The organism is Bradyrhizobium sp. (genome assembly GCF_050014615.1).
In the GTDB taxonomy this organism is placed as follows: Bacteria; Pseudomonadota; Alphaproteobacteria; order Rhizobiales; family Xanthobacteraceae; genus Bradyrhizobium.
Map to the genome: position 1 here is coordinate 1 of NZ_JBEKCZ010000148.1, position 13,109 is coordinate 13,109.

The 13,109-nt window shown below is 62.7% G+C and carries 13 protein-coding genes and 1 tRNA gene; 6 read left to right on the forward strand and 8 right to left on the reverse strand.

What is annotated here, in order from left to right; genetic code table 11:
* Window positions 1-73: 73 nt before the first annotated feature.
* A complete protein-coding gene (trxA, locus tag ABR948_RS21470) occupies window positions 74-991 on the reverse strand; it encodes a thioredoxin (protein ID WP_428121772.1) in 918 nt (305 codons plus the stop codon).
* A 251-nt stretch (window positions 992-1,242) separates the two neighbouring features.
* On the opposite strand from trxA, the gene ABR948_RS21475 reads away from it, so the two are divergent.
* From ABR948_RS21475 to ABR948_RS21490, 4 genes are all read left to right on the forward strand, one after another.
* The gene (locus tag ABR948_RS21475) at window positions 1,243-1,719 is read left to right on the forward strand and encodes an SRPBCC family protein (protein ID WP_428121774.1); all 477 of its coding nucleotides are present in this window, start codon (window positions 1,243-1,245) and stop codon (window positions 1,717-1,719) included.
* Window positions 1,720-1,886: 167 nt separating this feature from the next.
* A tRNA-Gly gene (locus tag ABR948_RS21480) sits at window positions 1,887-1,961 on the forward strand.
* Window positions 1,962-2,396: 435 nt separating this feature from the next.
* Entirely contained in the window at window positions 2,397-3,653 is a 1,257-nt protein-coding gene (locus ABR948_RS21485; protein ID WP_428121776.1) for a PQQ-dependent sugar dehydrogenase, read from the forward strand.
* A 151-nt stretch (window positions 3,654-3,804) separates the two neighbouring features.
* Entirely contained in the window at window positions 3,805-4,404 is a 600-nt protein-coding gene (locus tag ABR948_RS21490) for a c-type cytochrome (protein WP_428121797.1), read from the forward strand.
* A gap of 62 nt (window positions 4,405-4,466) precedes the next feature.
* Here the strand turns inward: ABR948_RS21490 and panE are convergent, their stop codons facing one another.
* The 4 genes from panE to ABR948_RS21510 all read right to left on the reverse strand — a co-directional run bounded on the left by panE (window position 4,467) and on the right by ABR948_RS21510 (window position 7,653).
* Window positions 4,467-5,387 (reverse strand): 2-dehydropantoate 2-reductase, encoded by a 921-nt coding sequence (panE, locus tag ABR948_RS21495; protein WP_428121799.1) that lies wholly within the window; start codon window positions 5,385-5,387, stop codon window positions 4,467-4,469.
* An 87-nt stretch (window positions 5,388-5,474) separates the two neighbouring features.
* Window positions 5,475-6,212, reverse strand: a complete 738-nt coding sequence (locus ABR948_RS21500) for an SDR family oxidoreductase (protein ID WP_428121778.1) — start codon at window positions 6,210-6,212, stop codon at window positions 5,475-5,477.
* A gap of 132 nt (window positions 6,213-6,344) precedes the next feature.
* Window positions 6,345-6,953 carry a 2-hydroxychromene-2-carboxylate isomerase gene (locus ABR948_RS21505; RefSeq protein ID WP_428121780.1) on the reverse strand — a complete coding sequence of 203 codons (609 nt, stop codon included), beginning with the start codon at window positions 6,951-6,953 and terminating at the stop codon, window positions 6,345-6,347.
* Between the two features lie 76 nt (window positions 6,954-7,029).
* Entirely contained in the window at window positions 7,030-7,653 is a 624-nt protein-coding gene (locus ABR948_RS21510) for a DUF2239 family protein (protein WP_428121783.1), read from the reverse strand.
* Between the two features lie 171 nt (window positions 7,654-7,824).
* On the opposite strand from ABR948_RS21510, the gene ABR948_RS21515 reads away from it, so the two are divergent.
* A complete protein-coding gene (locus tag ABR948_RS21515) occupies window positions 7,825-8,490 on the forward strand; it encodes a glutathione S-transferase family protein (protein ID WP_428121786.1) in 666 nt (221 codons plus the stop codon).
* Window positions 8,491-8,508: 18 nt separating this feature from the next.
* On the opposite strand, the gene ABR948_RS21520 is transcribed toward ABR948_RS21515, so the two are convergent.
* The 3 genes from ABR948_RS21520 to ggt all read right to left on the reverse strand — a co-directional run bounded on the left by ABR948_RS21520 (window position 8,509) and on the right by ggt (window position 12,613).
* Window positions 8,509-9,405: an SDR family oxidoreductase gene (locus ABR948_RS21520; RefSeq protein WP_428121788.1), complete on the reverse strand. Its 897-nt coding sequence runs from the start codon at window positions 9,403-9,405 to the stop codon at window positions 8,509-8,511.
* A gap of 18 nt (window positions 9,406-9,423) precedes the next feature.
* Window positions 9,424-10,725 (reverse strand): MFS transporter, encoded by a 1,302-nt coding sequence (locus ABR948_RS21525; protein WP_428121790.1) that lies wholly within the window; start codon window positions 10,723-10,725, stop codon window positions 9,424-9,426.
* A 136-nt stretch (window positions 10,726-10,861) separates the two neighbouring features.
* Window positions 10,862-12,613 (reverse strand): gamma-glutamyltransferase, encoded by a 1,752-nt coding sequence (gene ggt, locus ABR948_RS21530; protein ID WP_428121792.1) that lies wholly within the window; start codon window positions 12,611-12,613, stop codon window positions 10,862-10,864.
* 130 nt (window positions 12,614-12,743) lie between these two features.
* Between ggt and ABR948_RS21535 the strand changes: the two genes are divergently transcribed.
* The coding region (locus tag ABR948_RS21535) for an MFS transporter (RefSeq protein ID WP_428121795.1) at window positions 12,744-13,109 on the forward strand (366 nt) is incomplete at its 3' end.

Genomic DNA, 13,109 nt, shown 5'->3' on the forward strand with positions numbered 1-13,109 from the left:
GATGAGGAAGGTCGCCGGGCCCGCGATATTCGGCATTGATTGGCATCAGCGGTCCCGGTGTTGGCGAGAATGGCTAGGAGAACAGGATCGTCGACAATCGCTTTCGCCCCTCGACCGTGGCTTCATCGGTCGGGCCCCAGGCCTCGAAGAACTGTACCAATTGCTTGCGCGCGCCATCCTCGTTCCATTTGCGGTCGCGCTTGACGATTTCGAGCAGCTGATGCGTCGCCTCAGCCCGCTTGTCACTGGCGTTGAGCGCGGTCGCCAGATCGAATCGCGCCTGATGATCGAGCGGGTTTGCGGCGACTTTCTGTTCCAGTTCGGTCACCGGGCCGAGTGCCTTGGCCTGCTCGAAAAGATCGATCGATGCCTGCACGGCCTTCACCGCCGCGTCACCACGCTTCGATTCCGGCACCATGGCCAGCGTCTGCGTGGCCTGCTCGATGGCGCCGGTCGCCATGTAGCATTTCGCCAGCCCCGCCAAAGCGGCGATATTGGTGGCATCCGCGGCCAGCACTTCGGCATAGATTGACGCTGCGGTGGCGGGATCGCCCTCGGCCAGAACGGCTTCGGCCTCTTTGAGGATTTCGGCGATATTGGGCTCGCCCGGCATGCCCGCGGTCAGCTTGTTGATGAAGGCGGTGACCTGGCTTTCCGGCACCGCACCCATGAAGCCATCGGCGGGTTGGCCGTTGACGAAGGCAATCACGGCGGGAATCGACTGGATTCCCATCTGGCCCGGGATGGCCGGATGTTCGTCGATATTCATCTTGACCAGCTTGACCTTGCCGTTGGCGGCACGGACCGCTTTTTCGATGATCGGCGTGAGCTGCCGACACGGGCCGCACCACGGCGCCCAGAAGTCGATCAGCACCGGCTGGCGCTTGGACTCCTCGATGACGTCCTTCACGAACGTCTGGGTGGTCGTCTCCTTGATCAGATCGGCCGCTGCCTGCGGCGCCGGTCCGCTGCCCTGCTCTAGTATCGTCACGGGAATCCTCGCCTGATGTCCTGATGCCTTGTCGCGGATGGGGTCCGTTCTAGCACGGCCCGATGTCGCGGTTCAGAAGTTCTGCTTACCAAATGGCGGTTTGCGTGGAAATTTCAATCGGTTCGGGGGCGCCCCGAACCCCCGATGGGCCGAAAGCGCCGGCGGCCCCGTTCGATCGGAGATCGGGTGGGCGGCAGGCCTTCGAAAGCCCATGGTGGCCCGGCAATCGGGACCAGCCGGGAAATCGAGCGATGGCAAAAGCCTATTACAGCACCGTGTTTGAGCAGCCTGCCCCCGAGGTGTGGAAAATCGTTCGTGATTTCAACAATTACCCGATCTGGGTCGATGGCGCCGGCGAATGCCGGATCGAGGATGGCAAATCGGGTGATACGGTCGGCGCGATCCGGAACGTGCTCTATCAAGGACGACACGTCCGGCAGCGGCTGCTGGCGCAATCCGATGTCGAGCGGTCGCAAACCTATGAATTCTGCGGCGCGGCCTCGCTGCCGCTGACCGATTTTCAGGCGACCTTGCGCATCACGCCGGTGGTGGATGGCGATCGGGCGTTCGTCGAATGGTGGGCGACCTTCGACTGCGACCCCACGCGTCGCGATGAACTGATCGGGACGCTGCGGGGCTGGTTCGGGACGTGGCTCGAATCGCTGCGCAGGACCCTGGCTGGCCCCCTCTCCCGGTTCCAGCCGGAAGCCGCGGCTGCGCCGGATTAGTGCGGTTTATGTGCCGTTTCGGGCGATTTCGGCGAAATGCTCCGGATATCCGGATATCCGGCCGATATCGGACCGATTTTGGCCCCGCACGGGCTGTTGCATTCGAGAGCCGCATTTGGCATAGCTCTGCCCGTTGCCGGCGATCGCTCGCCGCCAATCTCTCGGATGCGGGTGTAGCTCAGTGGTAGAGCACGACCTTGCCAAGGTCGGGGTCGAGGGTTCGAATCCCTTCGCCCGCTCCAGATTTTCTTGGTGTGGCAAAGTTTGACGAAGGCCCGCTGTGTCAGCGGGCTTTTCGTTGTCGCGGCCATGCCTCGGATTTCGGCCACGGGTTACAAAAAGTATTTCGTTTTTCTGTCACATAGAATTTTCTGTCACACGGAATGCGGGGTTCGAAACTCACGTCGGCCATGCCGTTAGCTGTCGCCACGAATACCGCACCGCACCGCGGCGTTATATGTGGCGTAGTATAAAGCCACTCCGAACGGCCGCAGCTTAAAGAAATTTCTTCTCAATTGGTTCGGGTCCGGCACGGTTGCACAGCACGCACTTCTCTCTTCCGGCGGATGTGATACGATTTTCGGGTCTGACCTACCTCAGCAGACCAAAGTTCGTCTCTCGCAGGCGTGCAAAGCAATAACAAACGCAGCCGTCTTGGCTGCATAGGGAGTGATGCGATGAAATCGGGTTTCAATCGATCTATTCTAGCGCTCGCAGCAATCTTGGTTGTCGCGGGGGCCGGTCAGGTCAGCGCGCAAAGCAAACTGAAAAGTTATCAGTCCGGCACCAAGGAATTCTGGACCCATCCGCCGGATGACTGGTTCCTTGGCGACGAGACCGAAGCCCAAAAGGGCCTGGCGCCGCCGTCGGGACCACCGACAGGTTCATCGGACGCGGAACTCGCCGCGCTGATCAAGAAGATCAAGTTGCCGGAGGGCTTCAAGATCGAGGTTTACGCATCGGGCGTATTGGCCGCCAGGCAGATGGCCTGGGGCGACAAGGGCACGCTGTTTGTCGGCTCGTTCGGCCTCGGCAACGTCTACGCCATCACCGACAAGGGCGGCAAGAAAGAGGTCAAGACCATTCTCAAGGGGCTGAACATGCCCACCGGCCTCGCCTATCGCGACGGTGCGCTCTACGTTATCGCCACCAACAAGTTGATCAAATACGACAACGCCGAAGCCAATCTCGACAAGCTCGGCGAGGGCACCGTGGTTTATGACGATATGCCGTCCTACGCGGCGCATGGCTGGAAATATCTGGCCGCCGACAAGGATGGCTGGTTCTACGTGCCGTTCGGACCTCCCTTCAACATCGGGATTCCGCCGACCAGCGTCTCGCAGATCCGTCGTGTCGATCCCAAGACCGGCAACGCCGAACTGGTGGCGCTCGGGGTGCGTAACAGCGTCGGTGGCGACGTTGATCCGCGCAGCGGCAAATACTGGTTCACCGAAAACGCGCGCGACTGGATGAGTGACGACACGCCGAGCGACAAGCTCAACGTGATCAACAAGCTGGGCGAGCATTTCGGTTATCCCTATTGTCACCAGGGGGACATGCCGGATCCGAAGTTCGCGATGGGTCACAAATGTTCGGAATTCAGCCCGCCGGCACTCAATCTCGGCGCGCATGTGGCTCCGCTGGGCATGAAGTTCTATACCGGCAACCAGTTTCCGGCCGCGTACAAGAACAGCATCCTGATTGCCGAACATGGTTCGTGGAACCGGCATAAATACCAGGGCGCACGAATCGTCCGCGTCACCGTCGATCCGGATGGCAAGAACGCCAAGCAGGAAGTGTTCGCATCCGGCTGGATCGAAGGCGACCAGGGCTATCTCGGCCGTCCCGACGATATCATCCTGGATAAGGACGGCTCGATTCTCGTTGCCGACGACTGGGCCGGCGCGATCTATCGCATCAGCTACAAGAAGTAAGACCTGAAAATCAGAAACTGCGGTTGCTCGGGAACGAGTGACCGCAGTTTTGCATTTCTGAACAACGAAAAATAAGTGCGATGATTCCGGATTGGCCGGCTAGGTTTGCGGCCGGGAATGACGGGCGCGAATGAGTATGGGAATGCCGATGATGCGCTGCCGAGGGATATTGCATGTACTGTGCGGCGTCGCATTGGGGTTATCGGCGCTCCCGGGTATTGCGGCCGACGCCGCCGATCTCGTCGCGGCCAAGGAAAAGGCCGGGCTGTGCGCCGGCTGTCACGGCGAAAACGGCATCTCGCAAACCGAGAATGTTCCCTCACTCGCCGGCCAGCCCGACCAGTTCATTCAGTGGCAGCTGGTATTCTTCCGCAGCGGCGCGCGCAAGAACGAGTTGATGCAGCCGATCGTCGAGCAAATCAACAATGAGGATATCCGCAATCTTGGCGCCTACTTCGCCTCGCTCGCTCCGCCCAAGGCTTCGACACAAGACGACAATCCCGATTTGTCGCAGAAGGGCGCCCAGGCCGCCGTGGGGCGGCGCTGCGCCTCCTGCCACACCGATACGTTCGCGGGCACCAAGGCCGTCGCCCGCATCGCCGGCCAGCGTGAGGAATATCTGCTGAAGGCGCTGCATGATTATAAATCAGGCGTACGGTCCGGCGGCGGTGGAGCGGCGATGGCCGATGTCGCCTATCCCCTCAGCGAAGAAGAAATCACCGCATTGGCGCATTATCTCGCGCATCTTTGAGGTGCCTTCACGGCGGCCTCGTGGTTCGAGACCGCGCTGACGCGCCGCCTCGCCGTGAGGATCTATCCCCGCTGCTTCTCATAGGCCTTTAGATGCGTATAGGCGATGCGCAGTTTCGGCACCGGGACTTTCGCAGCATCGCCGCGCGCGATCAAATCGCCGATCACGTGATCGGCCTCGACCGGCGCGCCGGCCTTGATGTCGCGGAACATCGACGCGGTCAATTGTGAGCCTTCCGCAGTGAGCATGCCTCGGGTGCGCTCCAAAAACGGCGCGCGGGGGGCATAGCCCTCGGCAGTCGCGACGGCGCTGCATTCATCGAGCATACCGAGAACAAAATCCTGGCCACCCGGCGAGGCCAGGATGTTGCCCAGCGAGGTGCGCATCAGGCTGGTGGAGGCCGCGAGCGAGGCGAGGAAAACCCATTTCTCCCACATCTCCTGAACGACGTGCTCGCTGGCCACCGAGCCGAATTGGCCGCTTGCCATCATTTCGGCGATGGCACGGACGCGGTCCGACATCTTGCCGTCGCGCTCGCCGAAATTGAGCGATTGCATCGGCGCCAGCTGAACCACCTCGCGATGTTCATTGAGGGTGACGGCGATGGCACAGAGGCCGCCGAGCACGTGCTCCTGACCGAACTTGCGGTCGAGCACGTCCAGATGCCGCATGCCGTTGAGCAGCGGGACAATGGAGGTCTGCGCGCCGACCGCGGGTGCGAAGGAGCGGATCGCATCGTCAAGATCGAAGGCCTTGCAGCTCAAGAGCACGGCGTCGAATTTTTCGCTGAGCTTGTCGGCCTGCACGGTCGGCGGATTTTTCAGCGTCACGTCGCCATTGGGGCTTTTGATCACGAGGCCGGCATCGGCGAGTTCGGCTGCACGCCGCGGGCGGACGAGAAAGGTTACGTCACGGCCGGCCGCCAGCATCCTGCCGCCGAAATATCCGCCGATGGCGCCGGCGCCGACCACGAGAATACGCATCATCGAGTTCCTTTTGTTGTTGTTCTTGAAGCGTCAATTGGGGCTGCGAACAGCGAAACGTCTATTCGCTGCGTGCCGTTCGCTTGTCTACCACTTTTCCCCGAACGGGCGGATTTCAAGCTCGAAGGTCCAGGCGCTGCGGGGCTGCTGGTAAAGCTGCCAGTACGAGGCCGCAACCGAGGCGGGCGGCATCAGCAAATCCGGATTATCGAGCGCTTCCTTGCCCCAGAGCTGTTCCCGGCGCTGGCGCACCCAGGCGGTGTCGACGCCGGAATCGATGATCAGATGCGCGACGTGAATGTTCTTCGGACCGAGTTCGCGCGCCATCGACTGCGCCACCGCGCGCAATCCGAATTTGGCGCTGGCGAAGGCGGCAAAGCCGCTGCCGCCGCGCAACGAGGCGGTGGCGCCGGTGAAGAAGATATTGCCGGCGCCGCGCGGCACCATCAGCCGGGTCGCTTCGCGTCCGGCCAGAAAGCCGGCCCAGCAGGCCATTTCCCACACCTTGCGGAACACCCGATCGGTGGTCTCCAGGATCGGGAAATTGACATTGGCGCCGACGTTGAAGATGCACACCTCGAGTGGCGCATGCTTGTCGGCATCATTGAGGAACGCCGCGACCTCGTCCTCCTTGCGCGCGTCGAGCGTGCGGGCCACGATCGATCCGCCGGAGGCCTCGATCTCCCTGACCAGCGGCTCGAGTTTGGCGCCGTCGCGCCGTCCGGCGAAGACGGTGAACCCCTCGGCGGCGAATTTCTTGACGATCTCGGCGCCGATATAGTCGCCGGCACCGATCACCGCGACCGTTGCGTTTCGCTTTTGCATTTTTTAACCCTCCTTCTTCATCCCCAGGGAGCGGCGCCTTCGCCGCGTCTCGAAGGATGACGTCAATAAATCGGCCTTCATGGTTCGAGACGCCGCGCGAATGCGCGGCTCCTCATCATGAGGTTTACGAAATCATTTCCCCGAGACCATCTCCTCGACCTCGCGCAACTGCTCCTTGCCGAAAAACATTTCCTTGCCGACAAAGAAGGTCGGCGAGCCGAAGGCGCCGCGCTCCACGGCCGATTGGGTGTTCTCGATCAGTTTTGCCTTCACGTCGGCGTCCTGGGCGCGCGCGAACAGTTTTGCCGCGTCGAGGCCGGAGGCGGTCAGCGCCTTGCCGGCCACTTCAGGGTCGTCCATTTTCTTCGGCTCTTCCCACATGTGATGAAACGCGGCGGCGACGTATTGCTCGAATACGCCTTCGAACTGCGCCGCGATGGCGGCGCGCATCAGATGGAGGGTGTTGATCGGAAAGAACGGATTCCAGCTGTAGGGCTTGACGTGAAACCGCTTCACGAAGCGTTCGGTCTCGATCGCGTGGAATTCGCGCTTGTTCTTGACGCCGGCAAGCGTTTCGGCCGGCGATTTGTTGTTGGTGGCCTTGAAGATGCCACCGAGCAGGACCGGAATATATTCGAATTTCACGCCGGTGCGCTGTTCGATCGCCGGGATCGCCTCATGGCTGAGAAAGGCATTGGGGCTGCCGAAATCGAACAGGAATTGCGGGGCGGTCGGGCTCACGGCGGTCTCCCTGGGATGAAGGTTTCTTATATGATCACTATCATTCCAAGCAACCTAGCGCTTGATGTTGAAGGGATCAACCGGCAGGCTCCCGTGAGGCCTGATGAAACGCGGTTTCGGCGAGATTGAGGGCGTGGTCGCGCAGATCCGCGGGCCATGCGGCGATCAATTTCTCGAAATGGACCGGATCGTTCGCGAACAACGCGCGGATCGCGTCCTCGTAATGGGGCTTGTTGCCGGCCATGGCGGACATGAAACGATAGGCCGCCTCCTGCGCCCGACGGACGCGATGGCCGTCCTCGCCGGTCCGGCGCGCGGCCTCGACCAGTTTGCGCAACGCGACCGAGGCGCCGCCGGGTTGCTGCGCCAGCCAGTCCCAGTGCCGCGGCAGCAGCGTTACCTCGCGCGCGACCACGCCCAGTTTCGGACGGCCGGGGCCGCGCGGCGCGGACGGCGCGGCGTCCTTTGCCCCCGTGGGCACGCTGGCAATCGCCGGCAGCCGTGCCTCGACGTCGGCGACGGTTCCGCGAAAATCGATGTCGATCGGGCCGCTGGTGACAGCGTCGAAGATGAGGATCGCGGCATGCTTGCGCCGGTCGAGCACTTCCCTGGCCGCACGCGCGACCTCGCGCAGATCGCCGGTCGCGATGCGGCGGTCGCCGTCAAAGGCGATGTAGGCGGCCTCAGGCCCCGGATTCATAACAACTCCCCTATCCCCGAATCTTCCATTCCAAAGCGAAGTATTACCCGGGTAAATTATCTCTGTCAATAACATCCGGGTAATATAGGCCGGTACGTGACACCTCGACTTTCCAGCATCCCGCTGGCACCACCATGCGCTGCAGACGGGTCATTCGGGGGAAGCACCAGCATGCTCACGGTCCATCATCTCAACAATTCCCGCTCCCAGCGTGTGCTGTGGTTGCTGGAGGAACTTGGGCTTCCCTACGAGATCGTCCGCTATCAGCGTCAGCCCGACATGCGCGCGCCGGCGGAACTGCGCGCGATTCATCCGCTCGGAAAATCGCCGGTCATTACCGACAATGGCAACACCATCGCGGAATCAGGCGCGATCATCGAATACCTCACCGAGACCTATGGCGATGGACGCCTGATCCCGCTGCCCAAAACGCCGGAACGGCTGCGCTACACCTATTGGCTGCATTATGCGGAAGGCTCCGCGATGCCGCCTTTGCTGCTGAAGCTGTTGTTCACGCTGATGCCGAAGCGCGCGCCGGCGCTGTTGCGCCCGATCGTGCGCAAGGTCGCCAACCAGGCGCTGACGACGCTGGTTAACCCCCAGCTCAAGCAGCACATGGCGTTCTGGGAAGGCGAACTCGGCAAGAGCGAATGGTTTGCCGGCAGCGCGTTCACCGCCGCCGACATCCAGATGAGCTTTCCGCTCGAAGCCGCCGCCGCTCGCGGTGGACTGGATCAGGGCCATCCCAAAGCGATGGCATTTCTGGAGCGCATTCACGCCCGCCCGGCCTATCAGCGCGCGCTGGAGAAGGGCGGGCCCTACACGGTGGGGCGCTGAGATCGTCGTCGCGCCTCGTCAGCGCGACTTCTGGGCCTCGCCGACGGAAGGTAGTGCTCTCACGGTAACACCGGGTGGCGGCACGTCGTCGTCGGGCACAAAGAAATCCGACATCAACGGCACCGACGGGTCAACACGGTAAGGCTCGAAGTCGTGCACGCCGCTGGCGCTCAGCACCTTGTCGTCGATGCAGAACTGCCCGGTAAATTCGCGCGACGGTTTGGTGAAGATGACATAGGCCGCATCGCCCATGATCTCGGGGGTGCGGCTGGCGCGCATCATGGCGTCTCCCCCGAGGAGATTGCCGACCGCGGCGGTCGCGATGGTGGTGCGCGGCCACAGCGCGTTGACCGCGACGCCCGCGCCCTTCAGCTCGGCCGCCAGACCGAGCACACACAGGCTCATGCCGAACTTCGCCAGCGTGTAGGCAGTCGAATGCTCGAACCACTTTGCTTTTATGTCGAGCGGCGGCGACAGCATCAAAATGTGCGGGTTGTCGGCCTTCTTTAAATGCGGGATGCAGTATTTCGACACCATGAAGGTGCCACGGGTGTTGATGCCCATCATCAGGTCGAACCGCTTCATGTCGGTGGCCTGCGAATTGGTCAGGCTGATGGCGCTGGCGTTGTTGACGCAGATATCGATGCCGCCGAATTCGGCGACGGTTTTCTCAATGGCCGATATCACCTGGGCCTCCTCGCGGATGTCGCACAGGATCGGCAACGCCTTGCCGCCGGCGGCGCGGATCTCCTCGGCAGCGGTATAGATCGTGCCCTTGAGCTTCGGATGCGGCTCGGCGGTTTTGGCGGCGATCGCGACATTGGCGCCGTCCCGCGCGGCGCGCAGCGCGATCGCAAGCCCGATGCCACGGCTGCCGCCGGAGACGAACAGCGTCTTGCCTTTGAGGGATGTCATCTGAGGCCTCCGATTGCTTTACGCATCCGCGTGCAAAACCCGGCCGCGGGTTTCGGGCAGCGCAAAGGCGGCGATGAAGAACACGCCGTAGGCCGCGACCGCGAAAATCGCAATGGCGTTGCCGAGCGAGGTCTCGGTCGAGAGCGCGCCGACCAAGAACGGAAACAGCGCGCCGATGCCGCGGCCGAAATTATAACAGAAGCCCTGGCCCGACCCGCGCAGCCGTGTCGGATAGAGCTCGGTGAGGAACGCGCCGACGCCGGAGAAATAGCCTGACGCGAAAAAGCCGAGCGGGAAACCGAGCAGCCACAGCACCTCGTTGGTCAGCGGCAATTGGGTGTAGAGCAAAATCACGGCGATCGCGCCGATCGAGAAGATCAGGAACAGGTTGCGCCGGCCGATGCGGTCGGCGAGCCAGGCGCCAACGAGATAGCCGACAAACGAGCCGATGATCAGCGCCGCGAGATAGCCGGTGGAACTGACGATCGAGAGCTTGCGTTCGGTGGTGAGAAAGCGCGGCACCCAGAAGGTGATGGCGTAATAGCCGCCCTGGCATCCCGTTGACATCAGCGACGCCAGTATCGTGGTCTTGAGCATCGGGCTTGCGAAAATCTCCAATATCGAGGGCCGCTCGCCCGACGCCTCCTGTTTGGCGCGGGTGGCGGCGGCGATCGCCGGCTCCTCCACATAGCGGCGCAGGAAGAACACCAGCAGTGCCGGCAGCGCGCCGATCGCGAACATCCAGCGCCAGGCGATATCCGGCGGCAGATACGAGAACAGGACGGCCTGCGACAATACCGCGAGGCCCCAGCCGACCGCCCAGCCTGACTGTACCGAGCCCACCGCGCGGCCGCGATATTGCGGACGGATCGCTTCGCCCATCAGCACCGCGCCCGCGGCCCATTCGCCGCCGAAACCAAGACCGAGCAAGCCGCGGGCGATCAACAGCTGGTCGAAATTCTGCACCACGGCGCAGACCAGCGAAAAAACCGAGAACCACAGGATCGTCAGCTGCAAGGTTTTGACCCGGCCGATGCGGTCGGCAAGATAGCCGCCAAGCCAGCCGCCGATGGCCGAGGCCAGCAAGGTCACGGTGCCGGCGAGGCCCGCGGTGCCCGGATCGACCTTCCACAGCACGATGATGGTGCCGATCACCAGCGGATAGATCATGAAATCCATGCCGTCGAGCGCCCAGCCGGCCGCGCAGGCCCAGAACGTCCGCCGCTCCGGCAGGTTCATGTCGCGATAGAATGCGAGAAGGCTGGTATCTTCGATGGCAGCGACTTCAATCGCTCCCGATGGCTCAACGGTGCTGCTCATGACGGACGTTTCCCCGGAGAATTTCTGACCGGCCTTTTGTTCATTGCCCCCACGGCGGCCGGCTGGCGCGGAGGTCATGCAAACCCTACGCTGATCCCCGCGACAGGCAAATCCGCAATCGGTTGTCCTGACGGGCCTATTGCCCCGCCGCTCCCGCGCCACGGCTGCGTGGATCGGGGGCGCCCAGCAATCCCTGATCGGTCACCGCGATCGAATTGGCCGAGGTCCGCCCCAATGGTTCGATCACGCGATGGCCCTTGGCCCGCAGCGCCGCCAGCGTGTCGTCGGTGAAGCCGTGTTCGATCCGTACTTCATCCGGCAGCCATTGATGGTGCAGCCGGGGCGCGGCCACCGCGGCCGCGACGTCCATGTGATAATCGAGCACATTGACGATTACCTGCAGGACCGCGGAGATGATGCGGCTGCCGCCGGGCGAACCGGTGACCAGAACCGGTTTGCCGTCCTTCAGCACGATGGTCGGCGACATCGAGGACAATGGCCGTTTGCCGGGGCCGGGCAGATTGGCCTCGAATCCGACCAGGCCAAAGGCATTGGACGCGCCGGGTGCCGCGGTGAAATCGTCGAGCTCGTTATTGAGCAGCACGCCGGTGCCTTCCGCGACCATCCCGAGGCCATAGTTGAAATTCAGCGTGTAGGTGTTGCTGACCGCATTGCCCAGACTGTCGACCACCGAAAAATGCGTGGTGTTGCTGCCTTCGCGCGGCATCGTCGCCGACAGCACATCGGTCCACGGCGTGGCGCGGTCGAGATCGATGCTGGCGCGCTGCCTGGCTGCGTAATCCTTTGAGGTCAGGGTCGCCACCGGCACATTGACGAAAGCGGGATCGCCGAGATAACGGGCGCGATCGGCATAGGCGCGCTTCATCGCCTCGATCAGGATATGCAGCGAGGGCGCCGAGCCCTGCTTCATGTCACCCATCGGAAAGCCTTCCACGATATTGAGGATTTCCAGGAGCACGATGCCGCCCGACGACGGCAGCGGCATCGAGACGATGTCAAAACCGCGATAGCTGCCGCGCATCGGTGGGCGGATCGCGGCGGAATAGGATTTTAGATCGTCCAGCGTCATGATGCCGCCGGCGTCGCCGATCGCCTTCACCAGCCTTGCCGCGACCGGGCCTTCATAGAACCCGCGCGGTCCCTGTTCCGCAATCGCCGACAGCGTGGTCGCCAGATCGGCCTGAACCAGGAGGTCGCCATCGTGCAACGGTGCGCCGTCCTTGCCTGAAAATATCTTGATCGCCGAGGGCCAGCGCGCCAGCCGCTCGCGCTCCTCGGGCATGGTGTCGGTCACATCATCGGTGACGACAAACCCGTCGCGGGCCAGCTCAATCGCCGGCTTCAGCAATTCCGCGAGCGTAAATTTGCCCGAGCCGTATTTTTCCAGCGCCAGGGTCAATCCTGCGACGGTGCCGGGAACGCCGATGCCGAGCGCGGAGTCGCGCGACTTGGCAATATCGGGTTTGCCGTCGGGCCCGAGAAAGATCGTGGGCGTGGTGGCGGCCGGCGCGGTCTCGCGATAATCGATGGTGATGTCCTGGCCGCGCTCCCTGGAGTGAATCACCATGAACCCGCCGCCGCCGATGTTTCCCGCGCGCGGATAGGTCACGGCCATGGCAAATCCGGTGGCAACCGCCGCGTCGACCGCATTGCCGCCGCGCTTGAGCACGTCGGCGCCGATTCGGGCCGCGATTTTCTCCTGCGTCACCACCATGCCGTGCTCGGCGACAACGGGATGAATCGCGTCGGCGGCCGGAGGCGTGTAGAAGCCGCGGCGCTGCTCCTGCGCGGCCGCCGGCATGGCGCAGATAAGGGCCAGCATGATGGCTGTGAATGTTCTGCGTATTCCTGCTGTGACCAGGGTCATCGAAAATCCGCCGCGGGTTGAAGTCGGTTCAAGGTCCGAAAAACGCAAACGCCATAGTTCCACCAATGCTATATGGGTTCCGATACGCAGGGCAAAACGCCTCCTCGTGATCTGGCAGGACATTTCGAGCATGGCGGTCGTCACTTCGGACCCAAGCACTTCGGACCCCAGCATTTCCCCAAGCATTGCGGGCGTGCCGCAGACTTATCCGCCGCGCTCGGCGGTTATCAGCTGGATTTTCTTCGATTGGGCCGCACAGCCTTACTTCACCCTGATCACCACCTTTGTGTTCGCGCCTTATTTCGCCACCCATGTGGCGGCCGATCCCGCCAGCGGGCAGTCCCTTTGGGGGTTTGCCACCGCGGCCGCGGGCCTGATCATCGCATTGTTGTCGCCGGTATTGGGCGCCATCGCCGATGCCAGTGGTCGCCGCAAACCGTGGATCGCCGCGTTCGGCGCCCTGCTGGTGATCGGATCCGGCCTGATGTGGTTTGGG

Excerpts from the sequence above, each read along its gene's own strand:
- ABR948_RS21490 (WP_428121797.1), top strand. The coding sequence starts at position 3,805 with ATGCGCTGCCGAGGGATATTGCATGTACTGTGCGGCGTCGCATTGGGG.
- ABR948_RS21525 (WP_428121790.1), bottom strand. The coding sequence starts at position 10,725 with ATGAGCAGCACCGTTGAGCCATCGGGAGCGATTGAAGTCGCTGCCATC.
- ABR948_RS21510 (WP_428121783.1), bottom strand. The coding sequence starts at position 7,653 with ATGAATCCGGGGCCTGAGGCCGCCTACATCGCCTTTGACGGCGACCGC.
- ABR948_RS21485 (WP_428121776.1), top strand. The coding sequence starts at position 2,397 with ATGAAATCGGGTTTCAATCGATCTATTCTAGCGCTCGCAGCAATCTTG.
- ABR948_RS21515 (WP_428121786.1), top strand. The coding sequence starts at position 7,825 with ATGCTCACGGTCCATCATCTCAACAATTCCCGCTCCCAGCGTGTGCTG.
- ggt (WP_428121792.1), bottom strand. The coding sequence starts at position 12,613 with ATGACCCTGGTCACAGCAGGAATACGCAGAACATTCACAGCCATCATG.
- panE (WP_428121799.1), bottom strand. The coding sequence starts at position 5,387 with ATGCGTATTCTCGTGGTCGGCGCCGGCGCCATCGGCGGATATTTCGGC.
- ABR948_RS21475 (WP_428121774.1), top strand. The coding sequence starts at position 1,243 with ATGGCAAAAGCCTATTACAGCACCGTGTTTGAGCAGCCTGCCCCCGAG.
- ABR948_RS21500 (WP_428121778.1), bottom strand. The coding sequence starts at position 6,212 with ATGCAAAAGCGAAACGCAACGGTCGCGGTGATCGGTGCCGGCGACTAT.
- ABR948_RS21520 (WP_428121788.1), bottom strand. The coding sequence starts at position 9,405 with ATGACATCCCTCAAAGGCAAGACGCTGTTCGTCTCCGGCGGCAGCCGT.